Raw genomic sequence first — 15,306 nt, forward strand, 5'->3', positions numbered from 1 at the left:
GGATGGATCAGCAGGCAACCTGATTCAACGGTGAAACACAGGTTTGCCAGGCGTAGGTGAAGTCTCTCAGGCGTCCTTGGGGCTGGAAGGTCTGGCGCCAGATTCGGGCCATGCCCAGCAGGTCGCCTGCTTCGGGGAGGGGAGTGTTCTGTTCTTCTACCAGCAGCCAGGCGATGGCGGTGGCGTAACGCAGGTTGACGGTCAATTCCAGGTGCGGGCCACTGAGGAAAGCATGTTGGCTGGCCAGTCCGCGAACGAGGCTTGCGCGTTCCGGGTCAAGTGCCAGGTAATGATCCCAGAGTGCCTGGTGGCGGGGTTCGGCGATTCGATACAGGCCGTGTCCACGGCGGTCATGCAGGGCGGAACCAAGGGCAGACTGACTGGCGGCAATGCCCAGCAGCAGGGATTCGGCAGTTGCGCTATGGCGTCCAAGGTAGATCAGCGTCGGACGGATCACATAACGGCACAGTTCGCTGGCAGCGATACCCATAAAGCCCTCGGAACATGAAGTGGTCGGCGAGTCCTGAAGGGGGCCTTGGCAGCGGTGGATCGACTCAGGCTCGCCGCAAGCGGATCAAGCCGCTTGAGTTGAAGTGTAGTGTCATATTCGCGCTGTAAAGGACTGTTTTTAAAATATTTCCGGCTCCGAGTTATAACCGTTATATCGGTTAGTGCTTAGGCGGCGGGAGGGGAAAGGGAAATATCGGGCAATAAAAAGCCCTGCTTTTTGAGCAGGGCTTTTGAGGTTTTCAGCCTTTCTGGCGTCTCAGGCAACCAGTGCCTGACGGGTACGCTCGATCACGGCTTGCAGCGGCTCGGCGCTGGAGTACTGATCGGGGTACAGGCGTTCGCTGTGACGAGCGATGCCATGTTCGTTGACGAGGGTGAAGCTGAAGCAGCCTTTGCGAGCGGCCATGATCAGGCAGTTCATTGGTGCAAAAGCGTTGGTTAGGGTGCGGATGGCATCCTGGGTGTGGATTTGAGTAGTCATATTGGGTGTTCCTACAAGCGACACGGATAAGAACCGTGCAAAATTAAAACGTTCCAGTGACGTCGACCACCGTTGGTCGAACGAAGAACCCGACTGGAACAAAGCAGCCAGTTTGAAGCGCTAATTAAGTTGGCGCGCTTGGGCTGGCAGGTAGGTACTTAGGAGGGCAGGCAACACATCAAGGGCAAAGGTTCTGGGCCCGGGGTGAAGATCCTGATCAATTTGCAGGTTGGTTCGGTCAGAGTAAGTGAGCTTCGCAACACCCTTTGCTTTTGATCAAAGGCTGTGTTGGCGCAAGGTTTACCTGGAAACCATCGAGGTGGTCGATCCCGCTTTTTCGGTAGAGCTTCCTTTGGGAAGGCTGACCGGGGGGATGTGTTCGACCAGAATTGACTTTCAGCTTGGTACTAACGCCGCGGATACTAACGGATTGAATCGCAGAAAGGAAGTGTGCTAATCAAAAAGATCGCTGGAGTGCTCACCACTCGCCCTGATCTGCGTCGGAATGGGCAGCCGGAAAACCCTGTGAGCCGCTGTTGCGCCCTGTAATAGCACAAAATCCGACCGTCGGTCGTCGACGTTCATCGGGCCAGGATCAGCCTGGAACACGGGTTTGCCAGGGGTTATCCCCAGCTCTGGTGCCAAAATGCGCCGAAAAAGCGCATCGATATAACCGCCTCGAAGGTACTTGTGCACATAAGTTGCGCAGGTTGTCACGCCGCTGTCATCTTCCCTGCAAGCGCAGTGGCTGCCTGTAACCAAAATTTAAGTCAATGAAAAACATCGCTTTTTTTTACTGGTGAAAAAATCGTCAGTTTGACTGCGAGCCCCATTCCACAGGGCTTTGCGAGAGTTCAAGGGCGGTTGTCCACTGACTTATCCACAGCTTCTGTGGATTGTCCCGAGCGCTTGCTCTAGGACGGGCGTGCCGGGTTTTTTTAGGCTTTACCTGTAAGAAAAAAAGAGTAGAGTGGCGCGCCTTCCGATCTGCCCCACAGTGCTTTATGAAGTTTCGCTCAGTATCAGATTCTGTAACCGCTACACCCTCCCGTGTTACCCCACCCAAGCGTTTTTCAATGCGTGTGGCCGAGTGGTTGCTGGACAGCCCGCGTCTGGGCGAAAACCCCAACGTCAAACACTTCGCCGGACGTTTGCTCAAGCAGCCGGCCCGTGAAGGGGTCGTGGCCGCGCAAAGCCGTCTCGGTCAGTTGATGTGCCGCGAATGTGGCAATGCCCGGGATCGTCGAATTGGCCAGGACCTTTTGCGTCAGGCCGCGCGGGCAGGGGATCTGCGTGCCCAGCAGGAACTCGGTCTGATCGAAGACTGAGCTGTCCAAGACCTGACGCCTTGGTTAACCTTCAAGCTTTATTGAATTGGCAGGAGTGGCTATGGCTATGGACTTGACCAGCGTATTGCTCGGTCTGGCGGGTGCTGCGCTGCCGTTGCTGGCGCTGGCCTGGCAACTTCAGCGCCGGGCGAGCACCCGCCAGTCAGAGGTTGCACTGCTGGAAGAGCGTCTGGCCACGGCCCATCTGGCCCAGGATGGGTTGAACGCCCAACTCGAAGCTTGTCGTGATGAAATCGCTGATTTGGGCCAGGCCAACGCCGCGAGGCAGGCAGACCTGGCCGCTTTGCGCCGAGAAGTCGAACTGCTGCAGATCGAACGCGATGACGCTCGCGACGCCGCGCACGCCTGGAATCTGGAGCGCGCCGGCAAAGAGGCTGAGTTGCGTCGCCTGGACGCCCAGACCGCCTCGTTGAACGCCGAGCTGCGTGAGCAGCAGGAAAGCCATCAGCAGCGCCTCAGCGACCTTCAAGGCTCGCGAGACGAGCTGCGCGCGCAGTTCGCCGAGCTGGCGGGCAAGATCTTTGACGAGCGCGAACAGCGTTTTGCCGAAACCAGTCAGCAGCGTCTGGGCCAGTTGCTCGATCCTTTGAAGGAGCGCATCCAGTCCTTCGAAAAACGCGTCGAGGAAAGCTATCAGGCTGAAGCGCGTGAGCGTTTCTCTCTGGCGAAGGAGCTGGAGCGGCTCCAACAGTTGAATCTGCGCCTGAGCGACGAAGCCACCAACCTGACCCGCGCCTTGAAAGGGCAGAAAACCCAGGGTAACTGGGGTGAGTTGATTCTTGAGCGTGTGCTTGAGCACGCCGGGTTGGAGAAGGGCCGCGAGTATCAGACCCAAGTCAATCTCAAGGGCCCGGACGGCGAGCGTTTCCAGCCGGACGTGATCATTTATCTGCCGGGCGACAAGCAGGTGGTCGTCGACTCCAAGGTCAGCCTCACGGCCTATCAGCAATACGTGGCGGCCGAAAACGACGGCATCAGCCAGATCGCCATCAAGCAGCATGTGCTGTCCCTGCGCAATCACGTCAAAGGCCTGTCCGGCAAGGATTACAAGCGGCTCGACGGCTTGCACAGCCTGGATTTCGTCTTGCTCTTCGTCCCGATCGAAGCGGCTTTTTCCGCTGCATTGCAGGCGGAGCCGACCCTGTTTCAGGAGGCGTTCGACCGCAACATCGTGATCGTCAGCCCGACCACGTTGCTGGCGACCCTGCGCGTCATCGACAGCCTGTGGAAGCAGGAGCGCCAGAGCCAGAACGCCCGGGAAATCGCCGAGCGGGCGGGGTGGCTTTACGACAAGTTCGTGTTGTTCATTCAGGATCTGGATGAGGTCGGCAATCGCTTGCAGCAACTGGACAAAGCCTACAGCTCCGCGCGCAATAAGCTGACGGAAGGGCGCGGCAATCTGGTCAGCCGCAGTGAGCAGCTTAAGTTGCTTGGGGCGCGGGCGAGCAAGAGCCTGCCGGCAGACTTGCTGGAGCGAGCGATGACGGATGTGGATGGGTTGGCCGAGTTGCCGGAATAAAGATCAAAAGATCGCAGCCCCCGGGTAGGAGCTGCCGAAGGCTGCGATCTTTTCGAAAGCCACGCCGCCCCAAGAATCGCGCTACAACGGCAAATGCCGACTCAACAACGCCCGCAACGCCGCCGGCTTCACCGGTTTGGCCAGGTAGTCCAACCCCGCCGCATGCACCTGGGCCACCGTTTCCGGCCGCCCATCGGCACTGATCACCACCCCTGGCACCGGTTCGCCCAATCGGGTTCGCAACCATGCCATCAAATCTGTCCCCGTTTCGCCATTGTCCAGGTGGTAATCCACCAGTGCCAATTGCGGCCTCATTCCTTCGCTGAGCAGGGTCGCGCACTCATCGCGGTTGCGCGCGGTCCAGACCTGACATCCCCAGCGGGTGAGCAGGCTGTTCATGCCGATCAGAATGCTGTCTTCGTTATCGATGCACAGCACCTGTGCGCCGCTCGGCACTTTGCCGTTAAGTTCGGTGACGTTGGCCGGCACCGCGGCTTGCGCCCGAGTTAACGGTACCGTGACGCTGAACACGCTGCCGCGACCTGGCCAGGAACGAACCTGCAACGTGTGACCCAGAACGCGACACAGCCCGTCAGCGATCGCCAGGCCCAGCCCCAGGCCTTTCTCGGCACGGGTCTGATGGCTGTCGAGGCGTTTGAACTCTTCGAAAATCACCTGCTGCTTATCTTCCGGAATCCCCGGGCCACGGTCCCAGACCTCCAGGCACAATTCGCCCTTGCGTCGGCGAACCCCCAACAAAACCGGCCCTTTGGCGTATCGGAAAGCATTGGTCAGGAAGTTCTGCAGGATCCGTCGCAACAGTTTGATGTCGCTGTCGACTCGCAACGTACTGCCCCGGACGCGGAATTTCAGACCCTGATCCCGGGCCAGCGCCTTGAACTCGGCACCGAGTATGTCGAACAAATCATTGAGCACAAATGGCTTGGGATCAGGGTTGATCTTGCCGTTTTCCAGGCGGGAGATGTCCAGCAGATCGCTGATCAGGTCCTCGGCCGAACGCAGTGAAGAATCCAGATGGTGGACCAGTTTCTGCGCTTCACCGGACAACCCGTCGTCCTGATGGGTGAGGGCTGCAGAGAACAGTCGCGCGGCGTTCAGCGGTTGCATCAAGTCATGGCTGACGGCTGCCAGGAAACGGGTTTTCGACTGGTTGGCCGACTCGGCGGTGCCCTTGGCTTCGGTCAGTGCAACATTGAGTTGCGACAGCTCGTGGGTCCGTTCGGTCACCCGCCGTTCCAGGCCTTCGTTGGCCTCGGTCAGCGCCTGCTCGGCCTCGCGGAACGCTGTGATGTCAGTGAAACTCATGACAAAACCGCCGCCGGGCATGGGGTTGCCGATCAGCTCAATCACTCGACCATTGGGGAAAAGTCGCTCAGAGGTATGGGCGCGGCCCTGACGCATCCAGTGCAAGCGGCGAGCGACGTGCACTTCGGCCTCGCCGGGGCCGCACAGACCGCGTTCGGCGTTGTAGCGAATGATGTCGGCGATGGGGCGACCGACGCTGATCAAGCCGTCCGGGTAATTGAACAGCTCCAGGTAGCGACGGTTCCAGGCCACCAGTTTCAGCGACTGGTCGACCACGCTGATGCCCTGGGTGATGTTTTCGATAGCACCTTGAAGCAGCGCGCGGTTGAACTGCAGCACTTCCGAGGCTTCGTCGGCGATTCGCACGACATCCTCGAGTTGCATTTCCCGACCTTCGATGGCGGCTTTTACCACCGCACGCGTCGAAGAAGCGCCAAGAACACCGGCCAGCAGGCGTTCGGTGTGGGCAATCCATTCACCGTCGGCGTTCTGGTTCGGGTTGAAGCCTTTGCCTTGGCGATAGGCGAAACGGATGAAACTCTGACGGGCGCGTTCTTCACCGACGAAGCGTGCGGCCAGTTGCAGCAAATCGTTGATCTGCACCGCCAGCATTGAGCGGGCGCTGGGACGGGCGCTGATTTCCTGGCCGATGAAACGACCGGCCTGCCAATGTTCCGACACCCTCGTGCGCGACAACACCGACACCCAGGCGAACAGCGTGAAATTGGCCGCCAGCGACAACACCACGCCTTGGGTCAGCGGGGTGAGCGGCAGGTTCAGCGGGTTGCTGTGCAGCCAGGCCAGGCCGGGGAAGCTGTTCAAGGACAAACCGAGACTGTGCGCTGCAATCGGCAGGATCAGGGTGTAGAACCACAGGAATGTCCCGGCAGCGAGGCCGGCGAACACACCTCGGCGGTTGGCCTGCTTCCAGTACAGCGCACCGAGCATGGCCGGGGCCAGTTGGGTCACGGCGGCGAAAGCGATCTGGCCGATGGTCGCCAGGCTCGCGGTCGAGCCCAGCAGGCGATAGCTGACGTAGGCCAGCAGCAGAATCACCACGATGCTCACTCGACGCACCGACAGCATCCACTGGCGGAACACTTCGAACGGCCGTTCGGCATTGTTGCGCCGCAGCAGCCATGGCAACAGCATGTCGTTGGAGACCATGGTCGACAGCGCCACACTGGCAACAATCACCATGCCGGTCGCCGCCGACGCACCACCAATAAACGCCAGCATCGCCAGGGCCGGGTGGGCTTGGGCCAGCGGCAGACTGATGACAAACGAATCCGGCAGCACCGAGCTGGGCAGCAACATCTGACCGGCGAGGGCGATCGGGACTACGAACAATGCCGCCAATGCCAGGTAGGCCGGAAACACCCATTTGGCCAGGCGCAAATCCTGGGGATCAATGTTCTCCACCACGGTGACGTGGAACTGCCGGGGCAGGCAGATGATCGCCATCATCGCCACCCCGGTCTGGACCACCATCGACGGCCAGTTGATGGTTTCCTTCCAGTATTCTTCGAGGCGCGGGGCGAGCATGGCCTGGTTGAACAGGTCGTCGAAACCGTCGTACAGGCCGTAGGTCACGAACGCGCCGACCGCCAGAAAAGCGAACAGCTTGACCAGCGATTCGAAGGCAATCGCCAGCACCATGCCGCGGTGGTGCTCCGTGGCGTCGAGGTTGCGCGTACCGAAAACGATGGTGAACAGCGCCAGCACCAGCGACACGATCAGCGCCGTATCCTGGGCGCGAGTGCCCATCGCGTCGGCACCGGCGCCGATCAGCAGGTTCACGCCAAGCACGATGCCCTTGAGCTGTAATGCGATGTACGGCAGCACGCCGACCATGCAGATCAGCGCCACCACCACCGCCAGCGACTGGGATTTGCCATAGCGCGCGGCGATGAAGTCGGCAATGGAGGTGATGTTCTCCTGCTTGCTGATCATCACCATTTTTTGCAGGACCCACGGTGCGCAGACCAGCAGCAGGATCGGCCCGAGGTAGATCGGCAGAAAAGACCAGAGCTGTTCGGCCGCCTGACCCACGGCGCCAAAGAACGTCCAGCTGGTGCAATAGACTGCCAGCGACAGGCTGTACACCCAGGCACGCATCCGCGGCGGCAACGGCGCACTGCGACGGTCACCGTAGAAGGCGATAGCGAACAGGATGGCCATATAGGCCAGGGCAACAACGGCGATCAGCCCGCTGGACAGCGACATGGGAACTCCAGACAAAAGACACCCGGGACTCCCGCCCGGACAGACAGTCTCGCACGATGGCAGGGGTTAGTCAGTGTCGACCAAGGTCGTGGCGTGGTGGGGTGTCGCAGGCTGTGTGTCAGTTGGATCTTCGGTGATTGTGAAGGCCTCATCGCGAGCAGGCTCGCTCCCACAGTTGATCTACTGCGGACACTTAATTTATGACCAACATAGATCCAATGTGGGAGCGAGCCTGCTCGCGATGGCATCGTTACTGACTGAACGCAATCTCGATCAACCGATGCAATTCCTCAACTTCCAGTGCCGCGGGCGAAAACAGGATGCGAAACACTGTCGGCGCGGCCACCAGGTTGATCAGTCGATCGACGCTCGGCTTCGGTTGATCGGGGTAGCGATCCAGAATCGTCTGCAACTGCCCGCCAATGATCGTCACGCAAAAGCCCGGCGTAGTGCTCGATTGCACATCGCGCAGCATGTTGCGGCCGGGTTCGGAGCTCATCTCGTCCAGGTATTGCTCGGCCCAGGCAAGAACGTCCCCGCGCAGGCTGCCGGTGTTGGCCGGTTCGCTGTCGGGACGCATGCGCGCGAGGGCGACATCGGCCAGCAGTGCCGACAAATCACTCCAGCGTCGGTAAATGGTCGATGGTGTAACCCCTGCGCGAGCAGCGATTTGCGGGACAGTCACGGTTGAGCGCTCCTGTTCTTCGAGGAGATCGCGCACGGCCGAATGAATCGACTCTTGCACCCGGGCGCTTCTGCCGCCAGGGCGTAAACCTTCTTTAATAGCCATGCATCGGACCTTAACACAAAGAATTTGCTTTAAGCACAAGCCGGTAGCAGACTCCGCAAAAGCAAAAAAATAGCTTTTGCGGAGTGTGCCCATGTCCAGTTCAGCGTCCCACCGTTCCAGCCTGTGGTTCCTGGCGATTACCTTACTCAGTTTTCTCGCCGCGTCCACGGCGCCAACGCCGTTGTATCACTTGTATCAGGAGCACCTGCAATTCTCGGCAGCGACCCTGACCCTGATTTTCGGCGTGTATGCCATCAGCTTACTGGCGGCTCTGCTCACGGTGGGTTCGCTCTCGGATTACCTGGGGCGCAAACCGGTCATTTTCACCGCCGTCATGCTGAACGTGCTGGCGATGCTGCTGTTTATCAATGCGGACAGCGTGGCGTGGTTGATCAGTGCGCGAGTGCTTCAGGGGTTTGCCACGGGGATGGCCACCGCTGTACTGAGTGCTGCGCTGCTGGACACCGATCGCCAACAGGGGCCGCTGATCAACAGCGTGGCGCCACTGCTCGGCATGGCGGTTGGCGCCATGGGTTGCGGCTTGCTGGCCGAGTTTGCGCCGCTGCCGTTGCAACTCACCTATTGGGTGCTGCTCGCGCTGTTTGTAATGCAGGCGCTGTACGTGTGGCGCCTGCCGGAAAGCGTCAGCCCGCAACCGGGGGCATGGACCTCGCTGCGCCCGACCCTGCATGTGCCGGTTCAGGCGCGCTCCACGTTGTGGCGGGTGTTGCCGCTCAACATTGCGACCTGGGCGCTCGGCGGATTTTACGCATCCCTCGCCCCCTCGTTGGTGCGCACAGCCACCGGCTCGACGTCGAACCTGATTGGCGGCTCGACGGTGGCGGTATTGACCGTGACCGGGGCGTTGATGATCTTCACCTTGCGCAATCGGCCTGCGGCAAAGGCGCTGCTGTTGGGAGGCTCGCTGCTGCCAACGGGGGTCGTGTTGCTTTTGCTGGGTGTGCACAGCGCTAGCCTGCCATTGTTTTTCCTCGGCACGTTGGTGGCCGGTTGCGGATTCGGCGCCGGTTTCCTGGGGACGGTGCGCAGTTTGGTGCCGCTGGCGCTGCCTCATGAGCGGGCAGGGTTGATGTCGGCGTTTTATGTGCTCAGTTATCTGGCGTTCTGTCTGCCGTCGTTGCTGGCGGGGAATCTGACGCGGACTTTCGGTTTGGTGGCAACCACCGATGGTTACGGTGCTGTGCTGATCATTCTGTCTCTGGGGGCGCTGCTGGGGTTGATGCGTCAGCGGCCGGTCAAAGTCTGTAGCGCTGATGCCGGTTGATCGTTAGCCTTGGCGCCGCCATTCATTTTGAGGACCGCTCATGAAGATCATCCGCAGCAAATCCTTCACCGGTGACCACCCTTGGGCGGCGCTGGACATCGCCAATATGAATGGCATCACCACCCGTTTGCACTGGACCGATCAGCCCTATAAATGGCATATCAACGACGGCGAGGAAGTGTTCGTCGTCCTCGATGGGCAAGTGCAGATGCGCTATCGCGAAGATGGTCTGGAGAAGGAGGTGATGCTGGGCGTAGGCGATATCTTTTACGCCGACATCGGTACCGAGCACGTGGCTCATCCGCAGGGTGTGGCGAGGATATTGGTGATCGAGACTGAAGGAAGTGTCTGATGTTATATCTGTAAAATAGATAACAGTTAGAGATATTACCCGTTATATAGATATTCGATTCGGATCTACCATGAATTCCACCTCAACAGAGGACAGGAGTTCGCCATGACATGCCCCAATACCCACACAGCCGGCTTCAAACCTTTCAGTCATTTGCAGCACCCGCGCGAAGTCATTCGCCAGTTCACCCCTAACTGGTTCGCCGCGACCATGGGCACCGGCGTGCTGGCGTTGGCGCTGGCGCAGTTGCCTGTCGCGAGCCCCGGTTTGCACGCGCTTGCCGAAACCCTTTGGCTGTTGAATATCGTCCTGTTCGTTTTGTTCACGGCGTTGTACGCGGCGCGCTGGGCGCTGTTTTTCGATGAGGCGCGGCGGATTTTCGGCCACTCCACGGTTTCGATGTTCTTCGGCACCATCCCCATGGGGCTGGCGACCATCATTAATGGTTTTCTGTTGTTCGGTCTGCCGCGTTGGGGCGAAGGCGTGATTCATGTCGCCGAAGTGCTGTGGTGGCTGGATGTGGCGATGTCCCTGGCCTGTGGGGTACTGATCCCCTACATGATGTTCACCCGTCAGGAACACAGCATCGACCAGATGACTGCCGTCTGGCTGTTGCCGGTGGTGGCCGCAGAAGTGGCGGCCGCCAGCGGTGGCCTGCTGGCGCCGCACCTGGCCGATGCCCATTCACAACTGGTGGTGTTGATCACCAGCTACGTACTCTGGGCATTTTCGCTGCCGGTGGCGTTCAGCATTCTGACCATCCTCTTGCTGCGCATGGCGTTGCATAAACTGCCCCACGAAAACATGGCCGCTTCGAGCTGGCTGGCGCTCGGTCCGATCGGCACCGGTGCGCTGGGCATGTTGCTGCTGGGGGCGGACGCACCGGCGATTTTCGCCGCCAACGGTTTGCCGGGTATCGGTGAAATCGCCGCCGGGTTGGGGCTGGTGGCCGGGATTACGCTGTGGGGTTTTGGTCTGTGGTGGATGCTGATCGCGGTGCTGATCACCGTGCGTTACCTGCGCGCCGGAATCCCTTTCAACCTCGGCTGGTGGGGCTTTACGTTCCCCTTGGGCGTGTACTCCCTGGCGACGTTGAAACTGGCCAGCACCTTGAACCTGACGTTTTTCAGTGTCTTCGGTTGTGTGCTGGTGGCATTGCTGGCGGTGATGTGGCTGATCGTCACCAAACGGACGGTGCAGGGCGCGTGGCGGGGCGAGTTGTTTGTCTCGCCGTGCATAGCAGGATTAAAGAAATAACCTGCAAAGATTAGGTAATGTGTGGCCTGGATTGACGTTCGACATTCCAATCACTGTATCCACGCCACTCTCTACCAACATCAGGGACACACGGAAGATGAGTCATCCCTCGCAGTTCACCTTGCTTCGCACCCGGCGCTTCCTGCCGTTTTTCATCACACAGTCCCTTGGGGCGTTCAACGACAACATCTTCAAGCAGTCGTTGATCCTTGCCATTCTGTACAAGCTGACGATTGAGGGTGACCGTTCGATCTGGGTCAACCTGTGTGCGCTGCTGTTCATCTTGCCGTTTTTCCTGTTCTCGGCGCTGGCCGGGCAGTTCGGAGAAAAGTTCGCCAAGGACGCGCTGATCCGTCTGATCAAGCTCGGGGAAATCGCCATCATGGCGGTCGGCGCGGTCGGTTTCCTGTTCGATCATCTGTCGCTGATGCTGGTGGCGCTGTTCGCCATGGGCACTCACTCGGCGCTGTTCGGCCCGGTGAAATATTCGATCCTGCCCCAGGCCTTGCGTGAAGAAGAGTTGGTGGGCGGCAACGGCCTGGTAGAGATGGGCACCTTCCTGGCGATCCTTGCCGGGACCATTGGCGCCGGGATCATGATGTCGTCCAGTCATTACGCCCCCATCGTCTCGACAGCGATCATCGGTATTGCGGTGCTCGGTTACCTGGCCAGCCGCAACATTCCTCGCGCCGCGGCCTCTTCACCGGAAATGCGCCTGAACTGGAATATTTTCAGCCAGTCCTGGGCCACCTTGAAGCTGGGCCTGGGACAAACCCCGGCGGTGTCGCGCTCGATTGTCGGCAACTCCTGGTTCTGGTTTGTCGGGGCGATTTATCTGACGCAGATCCCGGCCTACGCCAAGGAATGGATGCACGGCGACGAAACCGTGGTGACGCTGATTCTGACGGTGTTCTCGGTCGGTATCGCCCTCGGTTCGATGCTCTGCGAGAAACTCTCCGGACGCAAAGTCGAAATCGGCCTGGTACCGTTCGGTTCTTTCGGTCTGACCGTGTTTGGTTTGCTGTTGTGGTGGCATTCCGGCGCAATTGCGGACAGCGTCAATGGCCATGGCTGGATCGAAATCCTCGGCTTCGGCCACGCGTGGCTGGTGTTGATCGACATTCTCGGCCTGGGGATTTTCGGCGGTTTCTACATCGTGCCGCTGTACGCGCTGATTCAGTCGCGCACGCCGGAGAACGAGCGGGCGCGGGTGATTGCCGCCAACAACATTCTCAACGCGCTGTTCATGGTGGTCTCGGCGATTGTCTCGATCATCTTGTTGAGCATGGTCAAGCTGTCGATCCCGCAGTTGTTCTTGGTGGTGTCGTTGCTGAACATTGGCGTCAACGCCTACATCTTCAAGATCGTCCCCGAGTTCAGCATGCGTTTCATGATCTGGCTGCTCAGCCATTCCATGTACCGCGTTGAACATCGCAATCTGGAACTGATTCCCGATGAAGGCGCAGCGTTGCTGGTGTGCAATCACGTGTCGTTCGTCGATGCCTTGCTGATTGGCGGCGCGGTGCGTCGGCCGATTCGCTTTGTCATGTACTACAAGATCTACAACTTGCCGGTGCTGAACTTCATCTTCCGCACGGCCGGGACGATTCCGATCGCGGGGCGCCAGGAAGACATCCAGATCTACGAAAAAGCCTTCACGCGGATTGCTCGGTATCTGAAGGACGGCGAGTTGGTGTGCATCTTCCCTGAGGGCAAATTGACCGCCGATGGCGAAATCAGCGAGTTCAGGGGCGGGCTCACGCGGATCCTCGAAGAGACACCGGTGCCGGTAATTCCGTTGGCGTTGCAGGGGTTGTGGGGGAGTTTCTTCAGTCGTGATCCGGAAAAGGGCGTATTCCGTCGTTTGTGGTCGCGGGTGACGCTGGTGGCGGGACCTGCGGTGGCGGTCGAGACGGCAGAGCCGGCCAGGCTGCAAGGTTTGGTGGGGCAATTGCGCGGCGCTGTTCGATAACGCTACCGGTTGCGGGCCGCTGCACCAGCGAGCCCGCGCTGGCGGATGTTCAGCCCGCCATCTCCAGCCGGTTACGTCCCTCGCGTTTGGCGACATACAGCGCACTGTCGGCCCGTCGCAACAGGCTCTCGGCAGACTCACCGGGCAAGAGGGTCGAACAGCCGAGGCTGACCGTCAGTTCGATCATGTTGCCATCGGCCGAATAATCCTCTGCCTGCGCCGCGAATCGCAGTCGTTCGCCGACCATGGCCGCCGCTTCCCGGCCGGTGTTGGAAAGCAGTATCAAGAATTCTTCACCACCAAACCGGAACACCATGTCCACATTGCGCAACTGGCTTTTGATCGAGGCGGCGACCGCCTTGAGCACGTCATCGCCGGCGCTGTGTCCGTGGTTGTCGTTGATCTGTTTGAAGTGGTCGATGTCCAGCATCAGTAGCGACAAGGGTTGCAGATGCCGGCGCGACATCTCGATTTCCCGTTGCAGCGTCTGATCCATGGCAATGCGGTTGCCGGTGTCCGTGAGTGGATCGCGCAACGCACTTTGAGTGGCTGCGCGGTAGAGCAGGGTATTGCGCATCGGATACAGCAACGTGGACAGCAGCGACTCGAGGTTGCCCTGTTCCTGCTCGCTGAACCGCTGATTGCGGCGGAACACCAGTTCACCCAGGTGTTCGCCTTCATGGCTGAGGCTGTAGCTGATCGAATGATGACCGCGCAGGCCGAACTCCAGGCGCAAGTCACTGGCGTTATGTAGATAGCTCAAGGCATCAAGCGGGACAAGACGCTGAATTTCGCGGAAGAAGAGGCCGAGAATACGTTGCGGCTCAAGACTGGTTTGCAGCAACAGGCTCAGTTGCTGACGCAGTTGCGCAAGACTGACGGGCCTCTCCAGGAGGGGGGGCTGCTGACCAAAGCCCAGGCGTTGCAATTTGGCGCTATCGAAGTCAATTGCGTTGGTCTGGGAAGGTGATTTCATATGGCGTGCGCCCCTGAGCAGTAAGGCTGTCTTACAGGCTGGGTGAGAGCGGCTTTGGGCTGCGCGTCAGTACTGGTCCATCAGTCCCGTAGGACATTTCGTCCAAGTCTAATCTGCTTTGTCGAAGATTAATAACCCATCGAACCCGAGCGCCGCCCCATCTGCTTTCACACTGCGTGTCTGAGCAAATTTAGAGCGAAAGTCGTGCCATTCGGTTCATTCGGATAAAAAACGTTATAAATCAATATCAAGCTCTATATTTCAAGACAAGTCACCGAGTTCGACGACAGTTGTTTGACTTGAAATAGGTGCAGTTACGAAGCACTTTTGGCGCCGCGCCGGGAAGCCGTCGCGGCACAAAAGCGACGCGCGGGCATTACTGAGCGTTGAATGCCTGGCCGTTGATGCCGGTGCTGTCGGGACCCATCAGGTACAGGTAGACCGGCATGATCTCCTCGGGTGTCGGGTTGTTCAGCGGGTTTTCGCCAGGGTAAGCCTGGGCGCGCATGCTGGTGCGGGTGGCGCCAGGGTTGATGCTGTTGGAGCGCACGGGTGCCACGGTGTCGACTTCGTCGGCCAGGGTTTGCATCAGGCCTTCGGTGGCGAACTTGGAGACGCCGTAGGCGCCCCAATATGCACGACCCTTGCGGCCGACGCTGCTGGAGGTGAATACCACCGAGGCGTCCTGAGACAGCTTGAGCAGTGGCAATAGGGTGCTGGTGAGCATGAACATCGCGTTGACGTTGACGTGCATGACGCGCATGAAGTTTTCGCCGGACAGCTGTTCGATCGGGGTGCGCGGACCAATGATCGATGCGTTGTGCAGCAGGCCGTCGAGATGGCCGAATTCGGTTTCAATCATCGCGGCCAGCTCATCGTATTGATGGGGCAGGGCGGTTTCCAGGTTGAACGGGATGACGGCCGGTTGTGGATGACCGGCGGCTTCGATCTCGTCGTAGACCTGGGTCAAGTTGGCTTCGGTCTTGCCCAGCAGCAGCACGGTGGCACCGTGAGCGGCATAGGTTTTCGCGGCGGCAGCGCCGATGCCACGACCAGCGCCGGTAACCAGGATGACCCGGTCCTTGAGCAATTCAGGGCGGGCGGAATAATCAAACATAGGAAAACCTCAACAAAAATTCTTCAGGTCGGGCGCTATCTCTGTGGGAGCGAGCCTGCTCGCGAAGGCGGTGTCTCAGGCAACATCAGTGTTGGTCGATATTCCCTCTTCGCGAGCAGGCTCGCTCCCACATTCGTACCCTTTCG

At 59.4% G+C, this 15,306-nt stretch carries 12 protein-coding genes; 6 read left to right on the top strand and 6 right to left on the bottom strand.

The genetic code is table 11. From position 1 onward, the window contains the following. Positions 1-7: 7 nt before the first annotated feature. On the bottom strand, positions 8-490 hold the full coding sequence (locus tag ACYZUD_RS32785) for a hypothetical protein (protein WP_462021910.1): 483 nt from the start codon (positions 488-490) through the stop codon (positions 8-10). A 276-nt stretch (positions 491-766) separates the two neighbouring features. Beyond that, complete coding sequence (locus ACYZUD_RS32790; RefSeq protein ID WP_008031832.1) at positions 767-991, bottom strand: hypothetical protein; 225 nt, start codon at positions 989-991, stop codon at positions 767-769. 1,004 nt (positions 992-1,995) lie between these two features. On the opposite strand from ACYZUD_RS32790, the gene ACYZUD_RS32795 reads away from it, so the two are divergent. Next, positions 1,996-2,319 (top strand): sel1 repeat family protein, encoded by a 324-nt coding sequence (locus tag ACYZUD_RS32795; RefSeq protein WP_462021911.1) that lies wholly within the window; start codon positions 1,996-1,998, stop codon positions 2,317-2,319. Positions 2,320-2,494: 175 nt separating this feature from the next. Next, positions 2,495-3,859: a DNA recombination protein RmuC gene (locus ACYZUD_RS32800; RefSeq protein ID WP_462025141.1), complete on the top strand. Its 1,365-nt coding sequence runs from the start codon at positions 2,495-2,497 to the stop codon at positions 3,857-3,859. Positions 3,860-3,940: 81 nt separating this feature from the next. Here ACYZUD_RS32800 and ACYZUD_RS32805 read toward each other — a convergent pair whose 3' ends face one another. Together ACYZUD_RS32805 and ACYZUD_RS32810 are read right to left on the bottom strand one after the other, a co-directional pair. Continuing rightward, positions 3,941-7,411, bottom strand: coding sequence for a hybrid sensor histidine kinase/response regulator (locus tag ACYZUD_RS32805; protein ID WP_462021912.1), 3,471 nt, complete (start codon positions 7,409-7,411; stop codon positions 3,941-3,943). 250 nt (positions 7,412-7,661) lie between these two features. Further along, positions 7,662-8,201 (bottom strand): TetR/AcrR family transcriptional regulator, encoded by a 540-nt coding sequence (locus ACYZUD_RS32810; RefSeq protein ID WP_462021913.1) that lies wholly within the window; start codon positions 8,199-8,201, stop codon positions 7,662-7,664. A 91-nt stretch (positions 8,202-8,292) separates the two neighbouring features. On the opposite strand from ACYZUD_RS32810, the gene ACYZUD_RS32815 reads away from it, so the two are divergent. From ACYZUD_RS32815 to ACYZUD_RS32830, 4 genes are all read left to right on the top strand, one after another. Next, the gene (locus ACYZUD_RS32815) at positions 8,293-9,486 is read left to right on the top strand and encodes an MFS transporter (RefSeq protein WP_462021914.1); all 1,194 of its coding nucleotides are present in this window, start codon (positions 8,293-8,295) and stop codon (positions 9,484-9,486) included. A 40-nt stretch (positions 9,487-9,526) separates the two neighbouring features. Beyond that, positions 9,527-9,838 carry a cupin domain-containing protein gene (locus ACYZUD_RS32820; RefSeq protein ID WP_462021915.1) on the top strand — a complete coding sequence of 104 codons (312 nt, stop codon included), beginning with the start codon at positions 9,527-9,529 and terminating at the stop codon, positions 9,836-9,838. A 105-nt stretch (positions 9,839-9,943) separates the two neighbouring features. Next, positions 9,944-11,095, top strand: coding sequence for a TDT family transporter (locus tag ACYZUD_RS32825; RefSeq protein WP_462021916.1), 1,152 nt, complete (start codon positions 9,944-9,946; stop codon positions 11,093-11,095). A 97-nt stretch (positions 11,096-11,192) separates the two neighbouring features. Then, positions 11,193-13,067 carry an MFS transporter gene (locus ACYZUD_RS32830; protein ID WP_462021917.1) on the top strand — a complete coding sequence of 625 codons (1,875 nt, stop codon included), beginning with the start codon at positions 11,193-11,195 and terminating at the stop codon, positions 13,065-13,067. A 49-nt stretch (positions 13,068-13,116) separates the two neighbouring features. Here ACYZUD_RS32830 and ACYZUD_RS32835 read toward each other — a convergent pair whose 3' ends face one another. Both ACYZUD_RS32835 and ACYZUD_RS32840 read right to left on the bottom strand, forming a co-directional pair. Next, the gene (locus ACYZUD_RS32835; RefSeq protein ID WP_462021918.1) at positions 13,117-14,043 is read right to left on the bottom strand and encodes a GGDEF domain-containing protein; all 927 of its coding nucleotides are present in this window, start codon (positions 14,041-14,043) and stop codon (positions 13,117-13,119) included. A gap of 376 nt (positions 14,044-14,419) precedes the next feature. Next, positions 14,420-15,160 (bottom strand): YciK family oxidoreductase, encoded by a 741-nt coding sequence (locus tag ACYZUD_RS32840; protein ID WP_007899713.1) that lies wholly within the window; start codon positions 15,158-15,160, stop codon positions 14,420-14,422. Between the last annotated feature and the right edge of the window lie 146 nt (positions 15,161-15,306).

It is taken from the genome of Pseudomonas sp. XS1P51, assembly GCF_054897845.1.